The organism is [Rhizobium] kunmingense, from assembly GCF_977018605.1.
Window position 1 is genome coordinate 61381 of record NZ_CDRNXG010000002.1, and the last position, 19978, is coordinate 81358.

Sequence of the window (19978 nt, forward strand, 5' to 3'; positions counted from 1 at the left end):
GCTGAAATTGCCTGATAAGGAAGAAAAATATTCCTGCGTTGGAGGATGCGTCTTGAGCAACGATACAGAGGTCGGTGAAGAACGGCATCGCAAGCCGCATGTGCCGAAAATCCGATGCCAGGCTATCGGCGAGGCGTCCGACTTCATGAAGTCGATGTCCAACCCGGTTCGGCTGTCCATCCTTTGCGTGCTGATGGAGGGGGCGCGCACGGTCGGCGAACTGGAGAAAATACTCGACGTGCATCAGCCGACGCTCTCGCAGCAGATCGGCGAACTGCGCGAGGCGGGGATCATCGCCGGCGAACGCGCCGCCAAGGCGGTCGTTTACCGGCTGGCCGATCCGCGTGCCGGCCAGATCATCGGCCATTTGCGGCTGCTCTTCGCACATCCCCAGGCCTCGGCGATCTGGCGTGGGGCGCAGTTCGGCGAGACCGTTCCGGGCGAGATGGGGTAATGCCGGGGCGGGCGGGCGGTCTCATGGGCGCCACCACCGATGAAAGTGATGCACCGGACCGTGCCCGCCGCCGATCGCCAGTGATTTTCCGTCAACAAGGGCCTGCTGAAGGTAGGCCTTGGCGTGGCCCGTCGCCTCGGCCAGGGGCATGTCGAGGGCAAGACCGGCCGTCACCGCTGCAGCGAGGGTGCAGCCGGTTCCGTGGTCATTCAGCGTATCGATGCGGGGGGCTGAAAATTCCGTCACGCCCGAATGATCGACGAGAAGATCGATACTCGCATCGCCGCCTCCATGGCCACCCTTAAGCAGAACAGTTGCAGCGCCGGCAGCGAGTATTGTCTCTGCCTGACGGATCATCTGCGCCCGCGTTTCAGCCATTGGTGTGGCGGTGAGCAGGGCGGCTTCCGGCAAGTTCGGGGTGACGATCGTCGCCCTCGGCACAAGGCTGGCAATCAGGGCTTCGATCGCATCCTCGCGCAGCAGCCGGTCGCCGGAGGTTGCCACCATCACCGGATCAAGGACGACAGGCCCCTCATAGTCCGCCAGTTCCTGCGCAATCGCAAGGATCGTTTCGCTGCGCGACACCATGCCGATCTTGACGGCATGTATGTCGATATCGGCAAGCACCGCCCGGATCTGTGCCCGGATCGTCTCGGACGAGATATCCTCCACCGCGGTTACCCCAAGTGTATTCTGCGCCGTCACGGCGGTGATGACGCTGGTGGCATACACTCCCAGCGCCGAAAACGTCTTGATATCGGCCTGGATGCCGGCGCCACCGCCGCTGTCGGAGCCGGCGATCGTCATGGCTGTGGCAGTCATCGAGTGGCTCCCTTCAGGGCTTGATCGACGGAGCTGCGGAAATCGCGGCATGCGACTGCAATATCCGCTGCGCGAAAAATCGCAGAGATGACGGCGACACCATCGGCACCAGCCGTGATCACATCCGGCACCTGCGCCAGCCCGATACCGGCAATGGCGCCGACCGGCAGGCCGGGATCGAGTGCGCGCAATTGCGCCCGCAGCCGGCGAAAGCCATCCAGCCCGACCGGCGGATCGGGATTGATTTTCGACACGGTCTCGAAGACGCCGCCGATGCAGGCATAGCTTGCTGCTGCCCGGCCTGCACGTTCGGCATCCGCCGTTGTCTTGACGGTGAGGCCGATGATTGCGGCAGGGCCTAGCAGCCGGCGGGCGGTTGCGGCATCCATGTCGTCGGCGCCCAGATGAACACCATCGGCACCGGCCGCCAATGCCACATCGACGCGGTCGTTGACCACAAGTGGTACGCCCGTGCCTTCCAGAGCGGTGCGGATCGCCGTTGCCTTCTCGATCATTTCGCGGGTGGAGCCCGTCTTGTCGCGGTACTGGATCAGTGTTGCGCCGTTTTTCGCCGCAACAGTCGCCAGTGTCGCAAGCTCGCCTATATCGCCAAGGCTGGCATCGACGATCGCGTTCAATCGATAATCAAGTCTCATGTTCGATCCTCGCTTCCTTGCCCAGCTTCTCCGGGGTGAGGGCCGACAATGCATCCAGAAGGGCGACGCCGAAGCTGCCGGGGCCGCGCGCCTGGCCCGCTGCATGCTCGGCCGCAACGCCAGTTGCCGCCAGCGCCGCGGCGGCGGCGGCAAGCGCATCCGGCTCGACGGCCAGGAAGGCAGCAATCACGCCGCCCGACAGGCAGCCGGTGCCGGTGACATCGGCCATCCAGTGATGGCCGTTGCGCACGGTGACGACGCGTGCGCCATCCGTCAGCCGGTCTGCCGCGCCGGTCTCTATGCTCAGAATGTCGCCGGTGTCGCCGATCAGCGCCATCTCCGCCCTGTTGCCGCGAACCACTGTCGGTCGGTGTGCAATCAATGTTCTGGCAAAGGCCAGCCGGGAGGGGGAATAGTCGCAATGCACCGGATCGAGGATCCAGGGTTTTCCGGCATCATTGGCGATCTCGACCGCCCGTTCGATGACCTGGCGACGTTCCGCATCCAGCGTGCCGAGATTGACGGTGAGAACATCCGCCTTGGAGACGAAATCGGCGATCTCGTCCGGGGAAGACGTCATCGACGGGATGGCGCCGATCACTGTGATGCCGTCGGCAGTGAATTTCTGCACCACCGTGTTCATCAGGCAATGCACCCTAGGGCGCCGCGCGCGCACGCGCTGCAGAAGGTCGGCGGCTTGTTCCGCTGTCGGGAATGTCTGCGTCATGGTCAGCGGATCTCCAGTGCGATGTCTTCGACGGGCGGCGCCTGTTGGATGAGACCGCTTGTCTGCATGAAGTCGCCGAAACGCTGGTACCGGCGGCGATCGAGCGCTGCGGGGCGTTTGGCAAAACGCGGTAGCGTATCGATAAAGGCCTGCCGGTTGAGCGTATCGTCGAGACTGGGATAGGCGGCGATGAAGAGTTTCCACGCGTCATCGGGGTGATTGGTCAGGAAGATCGCAGCCTTCTCGACGGCTTCGAGAAAGGGTGGCAAGCGCGGATCGGCGATCAGCGCGTCACGAGTGACGAAGATCAGCTCGTCATAGACCGGCACGCCATGTTCCTCGGGGAAGAACGAACGGCCTTCATGGCCCTCGATGCGCATCTGCGTCAGTTCGAAGTTGCGAAAGCCGCCAAGCGTGGCATCGACCTTTCCGCCGATTAGTGACGGCGACAGCGCGAAGTTGACATTGATCAGCTCGACATCCTCAAGGCTCAGGCCTTCACCCTCCAGCATGCGTTTCAGCATCGCGTCCTCGAAGCCGGTTACGGAAAAGCCGATCTTCTTGCCGCGCAGGTCCTTCAGGCTTTTGATCGGACCATCGGCCAGCACGGTGACGGTGTTCAGCGGTGTTTCGACCAGCGTGCCGAAGCGCTTCAGTGGCAGGCCGGCGGCGCGGTCGAGATAGAGGTTCGGCTGGTAATGAATGCCGACATCGGCCTGGCCCGCCGCCACGAGCCGCGGAACCGTCGACGGATCGGCGGGCGGCACCAGTTCGACGTCCAGGCCGACGGCTTCGAAATAACCGTTGCGTGCGGCGATGACGAGTGGGGCATGGTCCGGGTTGACGAACCATTCGAGCATGACCGTCAGCTTTTCTGCGGCATGGGCGGCGGAGGCATTGAGGCTGGTGAATATGGCAATGGCGATTGCCAACAGGGTCCGTTTCATTGTTTGTCGTCTCTCCTCAGGATGAAAACAGTGTTATGGGATCGGTCTCTGTAGCCCAATGGGGATGTCCCCTTGTCAGGCGGTCGAAGATCAGTCGCAGGCTGACGCTGGTCAGTGCCAGGATCGCCATGGCGGCAAAGACGATATCGGTTTGCATGCGCGCGTTGGCCTGAACCATGACGAAGCCCAGGCCGGCGGAGGCGCCGACCCATTCGCCGATGACGGCGCCGAGCGGCGCCAGCGGCACGGCCACGCGTAGACCGGATACCAGCGACGGGATGGCAAGCGGCAGCCTCAACCGAACCAGAACCTGCCAGGGCGTCGCTCTCGTCAGCGCGGCGGCCTCAAGCAGCACAGGTTCGGTTCGCCTCAGGCCATCGGCGAAGGATGATGCTACGGGGAAGAAGATGACGATCGTCGTCATCGCCACCTTCGAGGCCATGCCGAATCCCAGCCAGAGTACCAGCAACGGAGCAAGCACAAAAACGGGGAAGGCCTGGAGGACGAGGACCATCGGCCAGACAAGCCTGCCGGCGCGTGGCAATGCCATCACCACAAAGGCCACCAACGCGCCAAAAATGCTGCCGAACAGCAGGCCCGCAAATATTTCTGCGAGTGTGATCAGCGCATGATGGGCAAGGAAGCTGCCCTGGCGCGACAATGCCTGTGCTACGGCAAGCGGCGAGGGCAACAGGTAGCGAGGTGGAGCGAACAGCTCCACGGCTGCCAGCCAGATCGCCAGCAGCAAAAGAAGCCCGCAGGCTGCAAACCGAAGCTGCATGTCAGTTGCGTGACGTGCAGCCATCGGACCACAATGGCCATCGGGCTAGTTTTTTCTTCGAAATACAAAGCATGGCTGATCTCCTGACAGCGATATCATGGAGATCCAGGCGAGCGGAGAATAAGAAAGTGGTGCACAATCGCGCCGTTTCCGTTCCTACGCCGGTATGACCCGGATCAGGTGAAATAAGGGTTCAGCTAATCGCTATCTCAGCGCCATACGGCGCACCCCTCGGAATGCGTAAGTTGTGGAATATAACAGGTTTTGTGTCAATCGCCTGTGCAACAGAATGCTAACACTCGCGGAAAACTCCGGGAAATGTGCGTGTTTATGTGAATGTTTGGCTTTTGAAATGACGCTGGACGAAATTGAAATCAAATGAGGTCGAGTAAAAAAGTGATGGGCGGCGAGATATGTTGTTGTGTGTTATGGTTTTTTGTGTCGAGCTACATCCCCAAAATAATACATTTAATATTGGTCGCCGAGAGAGCGCAAGAATTTCGTTGGAAACAAATTACGGCATTAAATTATAGGAGCGAAACGGTTGGTTGTCGTTCTGTTATCCTGTTCCTAAGGGGCGAGAGCTTCGGTTTAAGGGCAAGAAGCAAGTTCGCATCGCGCTAGGCACGAAAGATCGCGAAGAAGCGCTCGCCAAACGCCTCGTTTTAGCGGAAAAATTGCGACGCACTGGCGTGGGCAGAAGGTACAGCTGATCTCGCGCCCGACGCGTGCAAAGCGGCGGCAGACAATTCGAAAATTCCCGTTCTAAGCGCAGAGGCTATCCAAGCCACTCCGATAGCTGAACGTGCGGAGCTATCAGACACGATTTCAACGTGGCGAAGTCGGTCAACCCGACCGCAACAAAAGACGCCGTTCTTGTCGGCGCGGTTGGGAGGTGTAGTGGTGGGTCGAGCGATTGAAGTTAAGCGCTCCACAAGCACGCCGGGCCGAGACCACCCAGTCCTGACACATACCTTTCACCATCTCCCGCTTGCGAGCAGGCCTGAAAGCTAATGGGATGGTCCGCCCTGTCTCCGGAGAGGATAGCGGATACAGGCTATAGGAGGGCCTAGTGATGGAACGCAATCAACCGTGTGAATGCGCTGTTTTGGAATAGACATAGGGAAGAACCTGTTTCACGTTGTCGGTCTCGACCCAACAGGGGCAATCGTTCAGCGTGTGAAGTTTCGGCGCGAGACACAGCTCCAATTCTTCGAGCGAGCTTCCCGGACGCTGGTGGGAATGGAAGCTTGCCCCGGATCACAATGGCTCGCACGCAAACTGCGAGCGATGGGGCACTCTGTACGGATTATTCCCGCCCAGTTCGTGAAGCCCTATGTGAAGTCGAACAAGAATGACATCATCGATGCCGCCGCAATCGCAGAGGCCGCAACACGGCCAACGATGCGTTTTGTCGGCATCAAGCAAGCTGATCAGGTCGACCTGCAGATGCTGCATCGAGTTCGCAGCCGACTGGTATCGGCCCGGACGAATCTGATTTGCCAAATGCGCGCCTATTGCCTCGAACACGGTGTGGCGATGTGGCAGGGAGCTGGCGTATTCAAGATCGACATTTGCAGGGTTATGGATGACCTCGACAATGATCTGACGCCAGTGGGGCGATCTGTTCTACGAGATCTGCATGATGATTTTCGTCGGCTTGAAGCACGGGTCCGGCAGGTCTCAGACGAGATTGAGAAGATCGCCGATACCGACGAGCGTGCAAGGCGTCTTATGATGATACCTGGCATCGGCCCTCTAAGTGCAACTGCAATCCTTTCCGCAGTCGGAGACCCCGCACGCTTTTCAAAAGCCCGAGACGTTGCAGCCTGGCTGGGTCTAGTGCCGCGCCAGCATTCGACCGGAGGAAAGCAGAACCTCCTGGGCATTAGCAAACGCGGCAACAACTACCTTCGCCGATTGATCATTCATGGTGCAAGGTCATGCATGCTGCATCTCGATCGCGGAAAAGATCGGCTCGGCACCTGGATCGATGCCTTACGGCTCAGGATGCATGTCAACAAGGTGACCGTTGCTCTAGCCGCCAAGTTGGCGCGCATCGTGTGGGTCGTATTGACCAAGCCTGGCGCCACATACATGCGCCAAATCTCAGCTTAACCCCATCGCTTCTCTGGCCATCGCGGCCAGACAGATTGCGAGGTTCGAGGGTGATGACGAAACAGTTGATCGGCATTCTGTAAATCCTGTCTGAAAGCGGGCCTCGTGCCCGAAGAAGCTATTGGGAAACAGGATGTGCGCATCTCATCAGGGTCTGGCTGCAACAGCAGTCCACTCGCGAGAGGCCGGATACATTTACGCAAACTGCAATCGTCAGAACCTAAAATCCTTGCAATGACAGGGCGGACCATACATTTCGGCGAATGACGTCCTGTAGCATCTCACGATCCGGCGTCAGATCCGCGACAATCTTCTTCAGCCGTGCGTTCTCCTCTTCAAGCTGCTTCAGCTTCTTCATCTCCGGCGGCAGCATACCGGCGTATTTTTTCTTCCAGTTGAAATAGGTCGCCTGGCTGATGCCCGCCTTCCGGCAGATCTCGGCGACCGTCACGCCTTCATCACCCTGCTTCAAAAGAACGCCTGGGCGTCCGAAAACTGCGATGCTTTCATCGTCTTCCGTTCCTTTCCCTGCCAGGAAAATGCACCGGAAAACTCTGCCAAAACTGATCCAATTTGAAGGGGCAGATCACTTCGCACAGCTCGGCAGCTCACCGAAAGAGATTTTGGTCGGCGACGTGATCCGTATGGGATTCGATGGCGACTTCGTGACTTGCTATCGAAACGGCGAAAATTTCATTGGTCTTGAGCCGACGCTGCTAAACGCGCCGACACTCGTCAATGCAACAAAAGCTGGAACCGCCGTTCGCGCCAGTGTCGCACCACTAATTCCAAATTTTAGAGCAGGAGGCCTCGCGTAATGTGGCGGACCTATTTTATTGAGCCGTACTATGACGGCGACGATCCGGACGTACCGGGCTGGAAATTCTTTATGATCGAGGGCAATAGCGGCTGGTCTATCCAAAAACGCCTTTGATCCAGCGAAGTGGCGCGTTCAGGCGCATTTGACCGATGCTCAGCATGCGGCAATGATCGACCATCCGTTTGTATCGCTGACGTAAGAGCGGATCAATAGATGCTTTCTAGCAAGCCGAAGACATAGGCCGCGATCAAGATCAGGCAGGCAAGCATTGCGATGTTGGCGAGCGTTATCTTCATTATCGCGCACATAGCCCGTGTGGTTGGGCTTTCAAGCGCGAGAATTAGCCGCGTGCGATCAACTCGGCACTCTCGTCGCAGGCCTTGCGCAACCTGCCTTTTTCTATGAATCCCTGCCACGCATTATCGAAATGCCAGCCCACTCAGGTTGACCAACTAAGCCAGATCGCCGACGCGATCGTCAGTCCGATCATAGTGTTGAGGATGAGGTAGAATGGGAGATCATGTCGGTTCTTCTGTATTGTGCTTTCTTCCGCGATCCCAACCTTCGTCAGACAACCAAGTTCCCCCGCCATTGGAACAATCCCTGCCTCAATAGGTTAGCCACTCGTAAAATGGAGGAAACACAATGATAAAAATGCTCACAACTACAGCGCTTTGCCTAGGTCTCGCCATGGGTGGCACAGCTATGGCACAAGGCACGAGTGGCGGCGACGCTGGCGGTGCTGGTGGTGGCAACCAAGGTGGCGGCAGCTCGAACAGCGACACTGGAAGCGGTTCTGGCGATGCAGGCAGTTCTACTGGCGGTGGCGCGTCCGGCTCGTCAGACAGCACAGGCAGTTCCAACACTAACTGTGGCGCTCCGGGTGGTGTGAGCACAGACGGTACCGCACCGGCTGGTTCGACTGGTGCAGGTACAACGAATCCGGGCGCTGGCAACGCAGGGACTTCCTGCTAACACCGAGTTGGTTAAAACCGAAAAGCCCCGCTCAAACAAGCGGGGCTTTAACTGTCTAGAAAGGAGCCGACCATGACCATTACGCCAATGTTTGTTCTCGCCGGCCTCCTGATTTTTGCGCTAGCAGTTACGGCTTATCTCGTCTTTCGAGACTGGCGATCCAGCCGAGCGACATCGATCCAAGTGCCGGCTAAAGTAGCGACTAGGCGTTGGCTCAACCGTGAGGCTCGCAATGCGCGTCAGCACCAGAAGGAGCCGACACGTAGACCTTTCGGGAAGTTAGAGGTTAGCCGCCCAAACCCACAGGTCGTTGACCTGAACCGCTGAAATCTCCGTCAAATCGATTACGGTCTGAGCTGTGCTAGATTCGAGTCCCGCAATCATCATTTTACGATCAACAGGACCTTCCATCTGCGCCTTGATGGCGGTGAACTGCCCCCACTTTCGACCGGACACTCAGCATAAGCAGGCGGGCGCAAGCGCAAAGCTGCGTAAACGTACGATATCGTACTGATTATCACATTGTCTCCTAATCGACAGTGCAGGTATGTTCGTCGTCGATTAGGAGATTCACATGAGTGAATTGCGCAAAGCACTAGTGGAGCGAGTTCGCGCGGACATCGCGTCGCATCGGCTGAAGTTCGACGACGATCCGCGATATCTGGCGATCGAAGCCCGATGGGTAACGGGCGAGATCACGCTTGCAGAGTTTCGTGCTGAGTATCTTGAACTGTTGTTTCAGCGGCAGGAAGACGGCTGGCTGAAGCGGGCAATGGACAAAAGCAGGCAGAAGTAGCGCCAGCTCCGACTTTTCGGAAAATGTAAAAAATTTCGCGTGGCACCTGATATTGCGAAATATGTCATCTAGGCCGTGTCGGTTGAGTACCGAGCGATAGCCTGAAACGAGGAAAGCCCGCTGACATCATCCAGCGGGCTTTCGTTTGTTCGGATACAGCGTCTATCAGGCAGCTATACCACTTACGACGATGACACGAGACAGGATGCGGTCATAGCCGACGATCTCCTGCGCGATCCGAAGAACGCGGGATAGCTGAGCACCGCTATTCACGCAGCCTTCTAACACGATGTAGTCTCCTGTCACATCGACAGACAGAGCACTCGCGTCGAATTCGGGCAGGTAGCTCAGCTCAGTCTCGATGGCGGTCTTTTCGAGCGAGATGCCGTGATCAGGCGTGAGGGCGAAGGTTGCGGGAGGCTGAAGGGTGCTCAAAAACATGATAGCTGTCCTGTGAACATGAACGTCAGATGAATGAACTGTTGTGGCGCGTTAATGTTCCTGACCAGCGAGACTATTTTCCTGTCGCCATCCTCGACGCCTCAACAGACCGCTCAAACTCGCTATTCACGTGGGCCTCAAGCGCGTCCAAATCGCCGGTCGATTCCAGGTCAAGCGCATCAATCGCTTGCCACGCTTTGGCGTGCTCCATCTTGATCGCCATAATGGGGTTGCTTAGCTTTTGATTAGACGCAGCAAGGATGGCGGCATCGGCGATCATCTGGGTGATCGTGCGTTCGTTCGTCTCGACGGCGCTAGTCAGGAAGGCATTGCGCTGCACGAGTGTGTCGATCTCAGCCGACTTGATGCAGTTTGAGCCGTGCCAGCCGCCGCCGAGGGCGATAACGACGATGATCAGAGCGATGATGACATAAAGGTTGAGTTGGGCAAGCATCCATTATCTATCGCGCTCTGCGAATTCTTCTCTGACTAGCTCAATTGCGCGATAGGCGGCTGGCGAAGAGATGCGATAGTACACATCGCGGAAATCGCGCCTGCTCGACAAAATGCCGCTCACGCGCATGCGCATGAGAAGCTTCGTCGCTTTCATGGTCGTCATGCCGGTGGCTTCGGCTATCTGTGTGACTCTAAGCTCGTCCTGTTCTAGCGCGAACAGGATCTGAAGGCGGTCACCTTGACCGATGATCGCAAAGAATTCGCGCGCAGCGCCTAAGTCCAGCATCTATCCCCGCATTCAACATTTCCCTTTCGGATATCTAGCGAAGTATTGGTCGATCAGGAAGTCCACATCCTGCTGTTCGTGTTTAGTGTATATTCGCTGTATGTTCTGTTATAGTTCATGGCAGGTCCATGCAGTCGCACGATTAACTTAGCACCTTCACAAAAAATTAGCTGGCAAAGAATTTGCCTTCATATTATGCATTTCTCTAATTTAGATCGATCTAGAGTGTGGGCGATGGACGAGATTACTGCGCTTAGTCGGCATCTTGAAAAGCTGCGGCAAATAAAATTGAAGACAACCGCCGACCCATCTGAGCGGAGGGCGAAAATTTGCACCATCGTTCGGCAGTTACAGGCTTTGAGCGGCGAGCAATCCCACCACCGTCAGTGAGCAGCCCAGGCTGACGCGATGAGGCGGCGGAAATCGTCGATGTGCTCAGTAACACCGCCGGTGAAAATCGTTGGCATACCTTCTTCGTCGCGAAGACAGCGCCCATAGCACATAACCGCCGATACGATCCCGCGATGCCGGACGCGCACAACAACTGACGATAGCTTGCCGGTCAAAAGCGCGGTGTGCGTGGATCGTGCAGCGAGATCGCGATCCTCTTCGATGATGTGACCGATGATCCGCTCTATCGCCAAGCCCGTGACGAGTTGCGCCGGATCAATGTCGTAGAAGTCGGCGTATATTTCGTCCGCTGTGAGCCGGTTTTCAATCACATCCCACGCGAACAGGCCCAACTTTGGTAGGCCTCTGCCATGCACTGCGTCCAAAATATGCCACCCTATTAATTAGATTGGCCTAATATCGCTCAGTATCATGTGCCGAAAATTCCAAATTAGCGTCCATGAAAAATTGCTGTGCCGTAATGGTACAACTCGACTATCGTCGTAGAAAGAGGCCCGGTTGCACGACTGGACCTCAAGGGGAGGGGAGAGTCTACCAACACTCGAAGTAGGCCCGATGCCTTCAGTATTCGCGACTGCAAGATTTAGCACTGTGCGCGCCGGAACTTACGCCTCGGATCGCCGTTCTCAATTTTCAAATTTGGGGCAGGGCATGACATCTCACATAAATGAATGGCATATCGACACACGCAATCTCCACGAAGTCATCAAAGTCAGCGATTTTGCATTGAAACAGAAGCTCACAAGCGACGAGCAACTGCGTCTGTTGAAGCTGTTCGGGTCGTTTGCGACACGCCAAGAGCTGATGATGAACGCCCGCGTCAAATCCAAAATCCGCTACTAGAGCGGCTTCGCCATCGACCGGAGTTCGTCGGCGCTGCGGAATCCACCGTGCCACAGTGCGATAAGCTGAAGTGCGCATTCTTCGCCTTGCGGGCTTTTAACAGCGATTTGGCGATCGTCGCAAAGTTGATCGAGCACGCCGCGAAGAAGCGTCATGTCGTTCGCATCAAGCGCTTGGTCAGATGAAAAGTACATACTCTCGCCTCGTTCTCGCCATGATCGTACAAGGTTCCACACCAGCGGATAGGTGCGAGATTTAACCAATGCTCTATCGCGTCATTGACTCATTCCAAGGGCTGGAACATAGGAAGAACATTGCGAGAGGTGAAGACATGGATGTGCGAGAAGCCATTATTCTAGAGTTGCGCCGTGTGGGCTGCGATGAGGATACGCCTATCAATCGTTTGGAGGTCGGTCCGGTGCGCGTCGGCGCTGGCTACAACGAGCAGCAAATCGTCAATGGCTTGTTCTGGCGGCAAAGCGAGAAGGCAATAGAACTGCTCGATGGCAATCGAGCCAGATTACTGTCGTCAGGGCTAGTAGATCGTGCATTCGATCGAGTTGCACGACACGGATAAACGGCAGGCTGGAACGTCGACCGTCCGCATGCGTTGTCCGCTCATAACAAAACGTGGAGGAAACTATGCTGAAGGGTATTGCACTGTGGGCAATGGGCGTCCCGGTCTTCGTGATCATACTGCTCTATATGTTTGTCTTCTAAAGCAGACAGCAAACAAAAACAAAGGGTCCGAACATCTACTTTCGGACCTTTTTCATGCATTGTCGATTGCAGCTTACTGGCAGCTAAAGCCACCCCAAAATAATAGCACCGACAACGGCTAGCGCGCTCACAGTTAGAATAATCGCGAATGTGCTCAGCACGAAGCGGTTCGTACGCTTAGGCGGCTGATGGTCGGGGATATGGGTTTGACGGCTGGCAAGATATGACATGGCGGCTCCTTTAATCGCATAACTGAGCATCAGTCATATTGTTCCAATAACGTTTAGCCCTCGTCGCAAGGGAGATGCGACGAGGGTCTATGGCTTGGTCGGCGAGTGCTGAATGCACCGACGGTAGGTCAATAGTTCGCCGCTGTATTAGTTCCGGCTAAAATTAATTGACGAAGCGTCGACGGATAAGGGCTTCGTCCTCCGACCCGTCAAACTCGTCAATCAGTTCGTCAACGATCTCAAGCGCATCGTCAGATGACGGATGGATGCCCCGCGCTGCGCACAGTAGCTGGTGTACTTTGACCAGCTTCATCAGCCTGTCGCGCGGATTTATGGTAATCTTCGTCATGGCTGCCGATCCAAATCGCGCCGATCATAACTGTAACAATCATCGCATATTTTTAGAGGAAAGGGGAGGCCCGGTGGTCGGCGGGGGACGGGACGGCGCACCGGGCCTTATTGGCTGCGGGGACGAGCAGCTTCAGTGGAATGCAGCAGTGCAGCGTTGGTTCCCGTAAAACGGAAAGGGTCCAGAAGCTGGAGTCAGCCGTGCGAATGTTGGTGTGAATATCACCAAAAAGCGGTGCATTGATTTTATTTGATTTTTTATGCTTCACCAAACCCGGATCAGGTTCAAGGGTGCGGCTCACCGCCATCTCAGCACCGCTCGATGCTTCCCTCGGAATGGTTGTGAAGTTGAACCTTGAAGCCGTCTTTGTCAAATTGGGAATGAGTGTGTTCTGAGCACCATGGGCACTCCCTTCAATGGCCGCGCCGAGGGCTTTCGAGACCATGCCGCAGCATGCCTGACACAGGCAGTTGTCGAAATTGTATCGCAAGCATAGCCTGAGGCTATTTGTACTTGGTCTCTCAATTGCTTCAATGCCGGTCGGTGAGCGCAGACTTCTCGCCCCTATGCCCCAGCGGCCCAAAAACGCCAATACCGAGAGGCTTTCATGAGCTTTACATCCGACACGCGTATCGACCTCGAACGCTTCTGGTCTACCATCCAGCGATCGGCCGAGATCGGCAAGGGACGAGAGCGCGGCCTCGCTCGTCTGGCGCTGAGCGACAGTGACTGCGAGATGCGGGACCAGTTTGTGGCATGGTGTAAAGCCGCCGGTTTGACCGTCGAAATCGATACGATGGGGTCCATCTATGGCCGTCGTGCGGGATTGGACGACAGCCTCCCGCCGATCATGATCGGAAGTCACCTCGACACCCAGATCAACGGCGGCCGATTTGACGGTATTGGCGGCGTGCTGGCCGGCCTTGAAGTCATCCGAACGCTCAGTGATATCGGACATGTCACCAAGCGGCCGATCGTCGTGGTCAACTGGACGAACGAGGAAGGGGCCCGTTTCTCGCCGCCTATGGTGGCTTCCGGCGTCTTCGTCGGACAGTACGATGTCGAGTGGGCCCACAATCTCATCGCCGATGACGGCGCCCGTTTTGGCGACGAGCTAGAACGGATCGGCTACAACGGTAAGCATGTCTGCGGCGGTGACGTTGATGCCTATTTCGAGCTTCACATCGAACAGGGACCGATCCTCGATGCGGAAAGGCGGCAGGTGGGTGTCGTTACCGGAGGATATCCTAGTTATGGTATGCGGGTTCGCTTCGATGGCGAGACGGCCCATACCGGTCCGACGCCGATGGATCTGCGCCGCAATGCGCTGATTGCCGGAGCGCGCTTCCTGACCGCTGTCGACGATATCGGTTGGGATTTCGCGGTGCATGACGGCAAGGCCACCGGCTCGCGACTTGCGGCCTGGCCCAACAAGCCGGGCATTCTTTCCGAGACCGCGCAATGCGTCGCCGATGTTCGACATCCTGATCCGATCACCGCGCGCGTAATGGCCGAAAAGATGCGCCGAGCCGCCCATGAGGCCGGTGCCAAAGCCGGATGCACCGTCACGGTCGAGGACGAGTGGGCATGGGGTGGCGATATCTTCGATGCGAGCATGGTCGACGCGATTCGCGCCGAGGCAGGCCGGCAGGGCTGGAACTGGCGGGATATCCAGGCGCAGGCCGGGCATGACGCCTATCACATGGCCATGCGCTTCCCGACGGCGATGATCTTCACGCCCTGCAAGGGCGGCATCACGCATAACAACAAGGAAGACTGCACACCGGACGACTTTATCGCCGGGCTCAACATGCTGCTGCACGTTGCCGTACAGCGTGCCGACCGATAGGCCGGAGCGACACTCAAGGCAGGAAATGTCTCAGATCATGTCCGGATAGAGTTTAAGAAGTTCATCGAGCAGATCGATGAACTTCTGCTCCGGCGGTGTCGGCGGCGAGAGTGGGCTGTTGACGAGAAACACATCTGCGCCGAGCGGCTGATCGACCAGCCGCAGTGGCCAGAGCTTGCCCGCCGGTGACGCACCCGAGACGGTCATGACGGGCAGAAGGCCGATCCCCAGGCCGGACACGATCATCCGCTGGACTTCTTCCAGATCGTGGCTCGAGCCGCTGATGCGGCTGCCGAGCCCCATACCTTCGCGCAGCATGATCATCGGCTCCAGGCCCATGCCCTCGGTGGCGCAGTTGAAGGCGACGAATGGTTCCTGCTGAAGGTCGCGCGCGGTGACTTCCGTACGGCCGTAAAGCGGGTGTTCTATGCCGCAGAATATCGAGAATTCCTCACGGAAGAGGTGGCGGCAGGTCAGGTTGATCAGAGGTTTGGTCAGCAGGCAAATGCCCAGCCCCTTCTTGTCATTGCTGATCCGCCGCACGGTTTCGGCGGAATTCTGTACTTCGATGCGCCAGGTGATCGACGGATGCCGCTGGTGATAAAGCCGGATTGCTTCGTCGACGAGCCGCGATCGAAGCTGGCTTATGATGCTCAGCCTCAGCTCTCCGAACTCCTCGTCATTGCGGTCTTCGGTCAGGACGCCGATCCGGTCGACGGCGCGGAACATGTCGGCACATTCCTGATAAATCTTCTCGCCGCGCAAGGTCAGGGCAAAATGCCGGCTACCCCTGAAGATAAGCTGGCAGTCGAGCTGCTCCTCCAGCTTTTGCAGAGCAAGGCTGACGGACGGTTGGCTCATGTTTAACCGCTTGGCGGCGCGTGTCAGGCTCTTTTCTTCCGCGATGATGCAGAAGCTGCGCAACAGGTTCCAGTTGAGGTCGGAAAGTTCGGGACGCTGGGGCATGAACACATCTCGTCTTGGGCGGGCCGCTCTATCATGAATTCGCACGTGCGAAACTATAGGCGGGACCTATCGTTCGGATCAATCCGCATGGCTAATCCACGCTATGTCTCGGGTGGCTGAAACGCTAACCTTCGGCTCTGCTCATACCCGGCAATCTCCTATCGGGAGCAGCAATGCCAACCGATCGAGAGACGCAAGATGATTCCCGACCTGTCGCAAGTCCAGACGGCCACATTTGGGTCCTTCCTGTTCGAAGGCTTCATGGTCCCGTCCATTCAGGCACTTGTTCCATCGGGGCGGATCTGGGGGGCGGCGCTCACGGTTCGGCTGCCCGGCACGGACGGCTCGGCTCTGGTAGAGGCGCTGTCGGTGGCTCGCCAAGGTGATGTGATCGTTGTGGATCGCTGCGGCGACCTTCGCCACGCCTGTTTCGGAGCCGTCGCGGCCACCGCTGCTCAGGAACGCGGTGTGTCCGGCGTGGTCATCGACGGCTTCGTCAATGATCTTGCCGCACTGCTCGATATCGGCCTCCCGATCTGGTGCCGGGGACGTTCGCCGATCACCACCCGCAATCGCGGCATGACGGGGCATGTGGGTGGCATCATAAATTGCGGCGGAACCATTGTCGGGCCGGGCGATGTCATTCTGGCCGACGAAGACGGCGTCGTCGTTCTCGATCCTGCGACTGTCGCCAAGCATGCCGCAACGGCACTCAGGCTTCAGCAGGACGAGCTTGATATGCGTCGGAATCTTCAGGCCGGCCAGACGTTGAAGGATATCGTTCGACAGCGTGCATCCGATGCGGATATGCAGCGGCAGCAAGGAACAATCGCCTGAAGCGACAATCCCTCTCCGACGCTATGGTTGCCATAGGCAAGGCGTATTCAAGGGGCGAGACGCAGTAGAGCCGACAGTCTAGAGTGAAATCCAATCACAGCACTTACAAAAAAAGGGGACTTAGATGAAACTTTCCAACCGCCTTCGCTTTCTTGCCGTTGTGGCCGTGGCTGCCCTCGGCGCTTTTGCCGGTGCCGCACAGGCCGATGATCTTGCAGACATCAAGGCTGCAGGCGTTCTGAACGTCGGGATATTCCCGGACTTCCCACCGTTCTCCTCCGTTTCGTCGGACATGAGCACGGTCGGTTACGATGTAGATGTTGCCAACACCATCGCTAAGGTACTGGGCGTCAAGGTGAACCTCGTGCCGATCAACGGCCAGAACCGCGTCGCCTTCCTCAACGACAAGCGCATCGATATGCTGATGAGCGTCGGTTATTCGGACGAGCGTGCGAAGGCGATCGGCTTTGTTGCTCCCTATGCGCCCTATTACATTGCCGTCATCGGCCCCAAGGCAACCGAGATGAGCGGTGCGGCTGATCTGGCCGGCAAGACGATTGCCGTCAACCAAGGAACGCTGGAGGATACATCGCTGACCAAGGCCGCTCCGGAAAGCGCCACCATCCGTCGCTTCCCGAACTACAGCGCTGTGATCCAGGCTTTCATTTCCGGCCAGACCGATCTGATGGTTGCAGGTAACAATGTCGGCGCACAGGTTCTCGAACGCCAGACCGGCCTGCAGCCCGAGGAAAAATTCCAGCTTATGTCTTCGCCTTCGAACCTTGCCGTGCGCAAGGGGGAAGACGGCCTGAGCGGCGTGATCGCCGGTGCGTTGAAGACGATGATCGATGATGGATCGCTGAACGCAGCGTCTGAAAAGTGGCTGAAGACGCCGCTCAATCTCGAAAACCTCAAGCGCCCGCAGTGATGGATATCGTGCGGCTTGTGGCTGGCGCATGAACGGCGCTTTCGACTTCGGTTGGCTGGAAACTGGTTCTCGCGCGCTTCTGGAAGGCGCGGGAATGACGATCCTGCTAACCGTTTGCTCTACCGTGCTGGGGCTTATTATCAGCGTTTTCGGCGCCGCTGCGCGCCGGGGACGTATCCGCTGGTTGCGGGCTGTGGTCAGCGTTTATGTGGAGGCGATCCGCAATACGCCGTTCATCGTGCAGCTGTTCTTCATCTATTTCGGGCTTCCCAGCCTCGGTGTGAACCTCAACCCAATATGGGCCGGTATCATTGCCATGACGCTGAATATCGGCGCCTATGCGACGGAGATCGTCGCGGCAGGGCTTGGTGCGGTCAGCCAGGGCCAGCGCGAGGCGGCCGAGGCGCTCGGGTTGAAAAGAAATGTCGTGTTTTTCAAGGTCGTGCTGCCGCAGGCCATGGCTGTGATCTTTCCGGCTCTGGCAAGCCAGGTGGTCATCACGATGCTCGATTCCGCCGTCATCTCGCAGATTTCGGTGCGCGAACTTACCATGCATGCCAATCTCATCCAGAGTGAGACTTTCCGTCCCTTCGAAACCTTCGCGATCGTGGCTGCGATCTACCTGTTGCTGGCGATTGCCGTGCGGCGCGTTTTGGGCTTTTGCGCCCGTCGATATGTGGGGCCGGGGCTGTCATGATCGAATTCACTCTCTGGGATATTCTGCGAAACCTGCTGTTTGCAACGCGCTGGACTGTTCTTCTCTCTGCCGTTGCCTTCATTGGCGGTATAGCCGTCGGTCTTGCCATCCTGTTCGCGCGGATTGCCGAAAAGCGCTGGCTGCAAAAGGCTGCGGCCTGGTATATCGAGGTGTTTCAGGGCACGCCGCTTTTGCTGCAGCTGTTTCTGATCTTCTTCGGCCTGCCCCAGTTCGGAATCCGGATCGAAGCCTGGACTGCCGCGGCGATAGGGCTGACCCTCTATGCGTCCGCCTATCTCGCCGAGATCTGGCGTTCCGGCGTCGAGGCATTGCCGCGTGGACAGTGGGACGCCGGCACCAGCCTGGGGCTGAAGCGGTGGCAGGAACTGCGTCTTGTCATTCTGCCGCAGGCTTTCCGGATCACGACGGGACCGGCGGTGGGCTTCCTCGTGCAGCTCATCAAGTCCACGGCGCTCGCATCCATCCTCGGCTTCGAGGAACTGGTGCGCACCGCGGATGCACTCAATAACGCCACGTTCCAGCCTTTCCGGGTCTATGGTCTGGTGGCACTCATCTACTTCGCCATGTGCTTTCCGCTGACGCGTTACGCGATATGGCTCGAAACCCGTCAGACACCGCGCTGATCCACACGACCAGAAGGAAACGAGACAATGCAGCAAGCAAAGCGGGCTGAGGTCGCGGACGAGACGATCGTCCGGATCGAAGGGATGAACAAATGGTATGGTCGTTTCCATGTCCTGCGCGACATCGATCTTTCGGTGAAGGCAGGTGAGCGGGTGGTGATTGCCGGGCCGTCGGGCTCCGGCAAGTCGACGATGATCCGCTGCATCAACCGGCTGGAAGATCATCAGGCAGGCCGCATCGTGGTCGATGGCGTGGAATTGACGTCAGATCTGAAGAATATCGACCGGGTCCGTTCCGAAGTCGGCATGGTTTTCCAGCATTTCAACCTCTTTCCGCATCTGACGATCCTGGAGAACTGCACCCTCGCGCCGATCTGGGTTCGGAAAGTTCTCAGGAAGGAGGCCGAGGCGGCGGCGATGCACTTTCTTGAAAAGGTAAAAATCCCCGATCAGGCGCACAAATATCCGGGCCAGCTTTCCGGCGGTCAACAGCAACGCGTCGCGATCGCACGGTCGCTGTGCATGCGGCCGCGGATCATGCTGTTCGACGAACCGACATCCGCGCTCGATCCGGAAATGATCAAGGAAGTTCTCGATACCATGATCGAGCTTGCCGATGACGGTATGACGATGCTGTGCGTGACCCATGAAATGGGATTTGCGCAGGCCGTCGCCGACCGGGTGATCTTCATGGCGGAAGGCCAGATCGTCGAGCAGAACAATCCTCACGACTTCTTTCACAATCCCCAATCGGACCGGACGCGTCAGTTTCTCAGTCAGATCCTCGGTCATTGAACGGAAACCATCGTGAACCGAACGATTATTGAAGTCCCTGTCATTTCCGAGACCCTGGCGCGCCTTAGCGCGCCGGTCTCGGTTCTCGTACGGACAGGGGGCATGCTCTATACCTGCGGCATGCCGCCGATCGATCACCGGACCGGTGAAATCATCCGCGGCGACATCGCAACGCAGACCCGTGTCGCTCTGGATGCATTGGCCTTCACTCTGGAATATGGCGGTTCGTCGTTGGCGCAGGTGGTCAAGGCAACGGTCTACATCGCCGACAATGCGCTGGCCGGCGACATGAACGCTGTTTATCGCACGTATTTTCCAAATGGGTTCCCGGCGCGCACCTGCGTCGCGATCAACACATGGCCGGCATTCGATATCGAGATCGAATGTGTTGCGCCGGTCCTCTGATCGACCAGGTCCCGGCTTTCAGTGC

The 19978-nt window shown here is 57.7% G+C and carries 27 protein-coding genes, 2 pseudogenes and 1 riboswitch; of the genes and pseudogenes, 14 read left to right on the top strand and 15 right to left on the bottom strand.

Annotated features, from left to right (window positions below):
• Window positions 1-52 precede the first annotated feature (52 nt).
• Entirely contained in the window at window positions 53-454 is a 402-nt protein-coding gene (locus AC0JZ4_RS18570) for a metalloregulator ArsR/SmtB family transcription factor (protein WP_471887989.1), read from the top strand.
• 21 nt (window positions 455-475) lie between these two features.
• On the opposite strand, the gene thiD is transcribed toward AC0JZ4_RS18570, so the two are convergent.
• The 6 genes and pseudogenes from thiD to AC0JZ4_RS18600 all read right to left on the bottom strand — a co-directional run.
• Window positions 476-1276: a bifunctional hydroxymethylpyrimidine kinase/phosphomethylpyrimidine kinase gene (thiD, locus tag AC0JZ4_RS18575; RefSeq protein ID WP_471887990.1), complete on the bottom strand. Its 801-nt coding sequence runs from the start codon at window positions 1274-1276 to the stop codon at window positions 476-478.
• Window positions 1273-1932, bottom strand: coding sequence for a thiamine phosphate synthase (gene thiE, locus AC0JZ4_RS18580; protein WP_471887991.1), 660 nt, complete (start codon window positions 1930-1932; stop codon window positions 1273-1275). Before thiE ends, thiD begins: the two co-directional genes overlap by 4 nt.
• Complete coding sequence (locus AC0JZ4_RS18585; RefSeq protein ID WP_471887992.1) at window positions 1922-2659, bottom strand: hydroxyethylthiazole kinase; 738 nt, start codon at window positions 2657-2659, stop codon at window positions 1922-1924. The genes thiE and AC0JZ4_RS18585 overlap by 11 nt, the downstream gene beginning before the upstream one ends.
• Window positions 2660-2661: 2 nt before the next feature.
• The gene (locus AC0JZ4_RS18590; protein WP_471887993.1) at window positions 2662-3606 is read right to left on the bottom strand and encodes an ABC transporter substrate-binding protein; all 945 of its coding nucleotides are present in this window, start codon (window positions 3604-3606) and stop codon (window positions 2662-2664) included.
• 16 nt (window positions 3607-3622) lie between these two features.
• Window positions 3623-4387 carry an ABC transporter permease gene (locus AC0JZ4_RS18595; RefSeq protein ID WP_471889030.1) on the bottom strand — a complete coding sequence of 255 codons (765 nt, stop codon included), beginning with the start codon at window positions 4385-4387 and terminating at the stop codon, window positions 3623-3625.
• Between the two features lie 136 nt (window positions 4388-4523).
• A riboswitch (TPP riboswitch) is annotated at window positions 4524-4629 on the bottom strand.
• A 622-nt stretch (window positions 4630-5251) separates the two neighbouring features.
• A pseudogene (locus AC0JZ4_RS18600) lies at window positions 5252-5398 on the bottom strand (IS3 family transposase); the annotation flags it as partial.
• An 87-nt stretch (window positions 5399-5485) separates the two neighbouring features.
• On the opposite strand from AC0JZ4_RS18600, the gene AC0JZ4_RS18605 reads away from it, so the two are divergent.
• On the top strand, window positions 5486-6505 hold the full coding sequence (locus AC0JZ4_RS18605) for an IS110 family RNA-guided transposase (RefSeq protein WP_471887994.1): 1020 nt from the start codon (window positions 5486-5488) through the stop codon (window positions 6503-6505).
• 256 nt (window positions 6506-6761) lie between these two features.
• On the opposite strand, the pseudogene AC0JZ4_RS18610 reads toward AC0JZ4_RS18605, so the two are convergent.
• A pseudogene (locus tag AC0JZ4_RS18610) lies at window positions 6762-7015 on the bottom strand (transposase); the annotation flags it as partial.
• Between AC0JZ4_RS18610 and AC0JZ4_RS18615 the strand changes: the two are divergent.
• From AC0JZ4_RS18615 to AC0JZ4_RS18625, 3 genes are all read left to right on the top strand, one after another.
• Entirely contained in the window at window positions 7006-7323 is a 318-nt protein-coding gene (locus tag AC0JZ4_RS18615) for a hypothetical protein (RefSeq protein ID WP_471887995.1), read from the top strand. The pseudogene AC0JZ4_RS18610 and the gene AC0JZ4_RS18615 overlap by 10 nt on opposite strands.
• A 696-nt stretch (window positions 7324-8019) precedes the next feature.
• Window positions 8020-8217 (top strand): hypothetical protein, encoded by a 198-nt coding sequence (locus tag AC0JZ4_RS18620; RefSeq protein ID WP_471887996.1) that lies wholly within the window; start codon window positions 8020-8022, stop codon window positions 8215-8217.
• A 657-nt stretch (window positions 8218-8874) separates the two neighbouring features.
• Window positions 8875-9096 carry an antitoxin VbhA family protein gene (locus AC0JZ4_RS18625; protein ID WP_471887997.1) on the top strand — a complete coding sequence of 74 codons (222 nt, stop codon included), beginning with the start codon at window positions 8875-8877 and terminating at the stop codon, window positions 9094-9096.
• A 165-nt stretch (window positions 9097-9261) separates the two neighbouring features.
• Here the strand turns inward: AC0JZ4_RS18625 and AC0JZ4_RS18630 are convergent, their stop codons facing one another.
• The 4 genes from AC0JZ4_RS18630 to AC0JZ4_RS18645 all read right to left on the bottom strand — a co-directional run bounded on the left by AC0JZ4_RS18630 (window position 9262) and on the right by AC0JZ4_RS18645 (window position 11022).
• Window positions 9262-9537 carry a BON domain-containing protein gene (locus AC0JZ4_RS18630; protein WP_471887998.1) on the bottom strand — a complete coding sequence of 92 codons (276 nt, stop codon included), beginning with the start codon at window positions 9535-9537 and terminating at the stop codon, window positions 9262-9264.
• A gap of 73 nt (window positions 9538-9610) precedes the next feature.
• On the bottom strand, window positions 9611-9991 hold the full coding sequence (locus AC0JZ4_RS18635; RefSeq protein WP_471887999.1) for a hypothetical protein: 381 nt from the start codon (window positions 9989-9991) through the stop codon (window positions 9611-9613).
• A 3-nt stretch (window positions 9992-9994) separates the two neighbouring features.
• The gene (locus tag AC0JZ4_RS18640; RefSeq protein ID WP_471888000.1) at window positions 9995-10279 is read right to left on the bottom strand and encodes an ArsR/SmtB family transcription factor; all 285 of its coding nucleotides are present in this window, start codon (window positions 10277-10279) and stop codon (window positions 9995-9997) included.
• Window positions 10280-10662: 383 nt separating this feature from the next.
• Window positions 10663-11022, bottom strand: coding sequence for a hypothetical protein (locus tag AC0JZ4_RS18645; protein ID WP_471888001.1), 360 nt, complete (start codon window positions 11020-11022; stop codon window positions 10663-10665).
• A 223-nt stretch (window positions 11023-11245) separates the two neighbouring features.
• On the opposite strand from AC0JZ4_RS18645, the gene AC0JZ4_RS18650 reads away from it, so the two are divergent.
• The gene (locus AC0JZ4_RS18650; protein WP_471888002.1) at window positions 11246-11533 is read left to right on the top strand and encodes a hypothetical protein; all 288 of its coding nucleotides are present in this window, start codon (window positions 11246-11248) and stop codon (window positions 11531-11533) included.
• Here AC0JZ4_RS18650 and AC0JZ4_RS18655 read toward each other — a convergent pair.
• Window positions 11530-11727, bottom strand: a complete 198-nt coding sequence (locus AC0JZ4_RS18655) for a hypothetical protein (protein ID WP_471888003.1) — start codon at window positions 11725-11727, stop codon at window positions 11530-11532. The two genes, AC0JZ4_RS18650 and AC0JZ4_RS18655, sit on opposite strands and share 4 nt — an antisense overlap.
• A 68-nt stretch (window positions 11728-11795) precedes the next feature.
• On the opposite strand from AC0JZ4_RS18655, the gene AC0JZ4_RS18660 reads away from it, so the two are divergent.
• A complete protein-coding gene (locus AC0JZ4_RS18660; RefSeq protein ID WP_471888004.1) occupies window positions 11796-12110 on the top strand; it encodes a hypothetical protein in 315 nt (104 codons plus the stop codon).
• A 536-nt stretch (window positions 12111-12646) separates the two neighbouring features.
• Here AC0JZ4_RS18660 and AC0JZ4_RS18665 read toward each other — a convergent pair.
• Together AC0JZ4_RS18665 and AC0JZ4_RS18670 are read right to left on the bottom strand one after the other, a co-directional pair.
• Window positions 12647-12832, bottom strand: coding sequence for a hypothetical protein (locus AC0JZ4_RS18665; protein WP_471888005.1), 186 nt, complete (start codon window positions 12830-12832; stop codon window positions 12647-12649).
• A gap of 52 nt (window positions 12833-12884) precedes the next feature.
• Window positions 12885-13277 carry a hypothetical protein gene (locus AC0JZ4_RS18670; RefSeq protein WP_471888006.1) on the bottom strand — a complete coding sequence of 131 codons (393 nt, stop codon included), beginning with the start codon at window positions 13275-13277 and terminating at the stop codon, window positions 12885-12887.
• Window positions 13278-13439: 162 nt separating this feature from the next.
• On the opposite strand from AC0JZ4_RS18670, the gene AC0JZ4_RS18675 reads away from it, so the two are divergent.
• Window positions 13440-14681, top strand: a complete 1242-nt coding sequence (locus tag AC0JZ4_RS18675) for a Zn-dependent hydrolase (protein WP_471888007.1) — start codon at window positions 13440-13442, stop codon at window positions 14679-14681.
• Between the two features lie 30 nt (window positions 14682-14711).
• Here the strand turns inward: AC0JZ4_RS18675 and AC0JZ4_RS18680 are convergent, their stop codons facing one another.
• Window positions 14712-15647, bottom strand: a complete 936-nt coding sequence (locus AC0JZ4_RS18680) for a LysR family transcriptional regulator (RefSeq protein ID WP_471888008.1) — start codon at window positions 15645-15647, stop codon at window positions 14712-14714.
• A gap of 198 nt (window positions 15648-15845) precedes the next feature.
• Here AC0JZ4_RS18680 and AC0JZ4_RS18685 point away from each other — a divergent pair, with 198 nt between their 5' ends.
• From AC0JZ4_RS18685 to AC0JZ4_RS18710, 6 genes are all read left to right on the top strand, one after another.
• Window positions 15846-16484 carry an RraA family protein gene (locus AC0JZ4_RS18685; protein WP_471888009.1) on the top strand — a complete coding sequence of 213 codons (639 nt, stop codon included), beginning with the start codon at window positions 15846-15848 and terminating at the stop codon, window positions 16482-16484.
• A 124-nt stretch (window positions 16485-16608) separates the two neighbouring features.
• Complete coding sequence (locus tag AC0JZ4_RS18690; RefSeq protein WP_471888010.1) at window positions 16609-17412, top strand: transporter substrate-binding domain-containing protein; 804 nt, start codon at window positions 16609-16611, stop codon at window positions 17410-17412.
• 28 nt (window positions 17413-17440) lie between these two features.
• Window positions 17441-18109 (top strand): amino acid ABC transporter permease, encoded by a 669-nt coding sequence (locus AC0JZ4_RS18695; RefSeq protein WP_471888011.1) that lies wholly within the window; start codon window positions 17441-17443, stop codon window positions 18107-18109.
• Entirely contained in the window at window positions 18106-18753 is a 648-nt protein-coding gene (locus AC0JZ4_RS18700; protein WP_471888012.1) for an amino acid ABC transporter permease, read from the top strand. Before AC0JZ4_RS18695 ends, AC0JZ4_RS18700 begins: the two co-directional genes overlap by 4 nt.
• 27 nt (window positions 18754-18780) lie before the next feature.
• Complete coding sequence (locus AC0JZ4_RS18705; RefSeq protein WP_471888013.1) at window positions 18781-19548, top strand: amino acid ABC transporter ATP-binding protein; 768 nt, start codon at window positions 18781-18783, stop codon at window positions 19546-19548.
• A gap of 12 nt (window positions 19549-19560) precedes the next feature.
• Window positions 19561-19953 (top strand): RidA family protein, encoded by a 393-nt coding sequence (locus tag AC0JZ4_RS18710; protein WP_471888014.1) that lies wholly within the window; start codon window positions 19561-19563, stop codon window positions 19951-19953.
• Window positions 19954-19978: the final 25 nt, after the last annotated feature.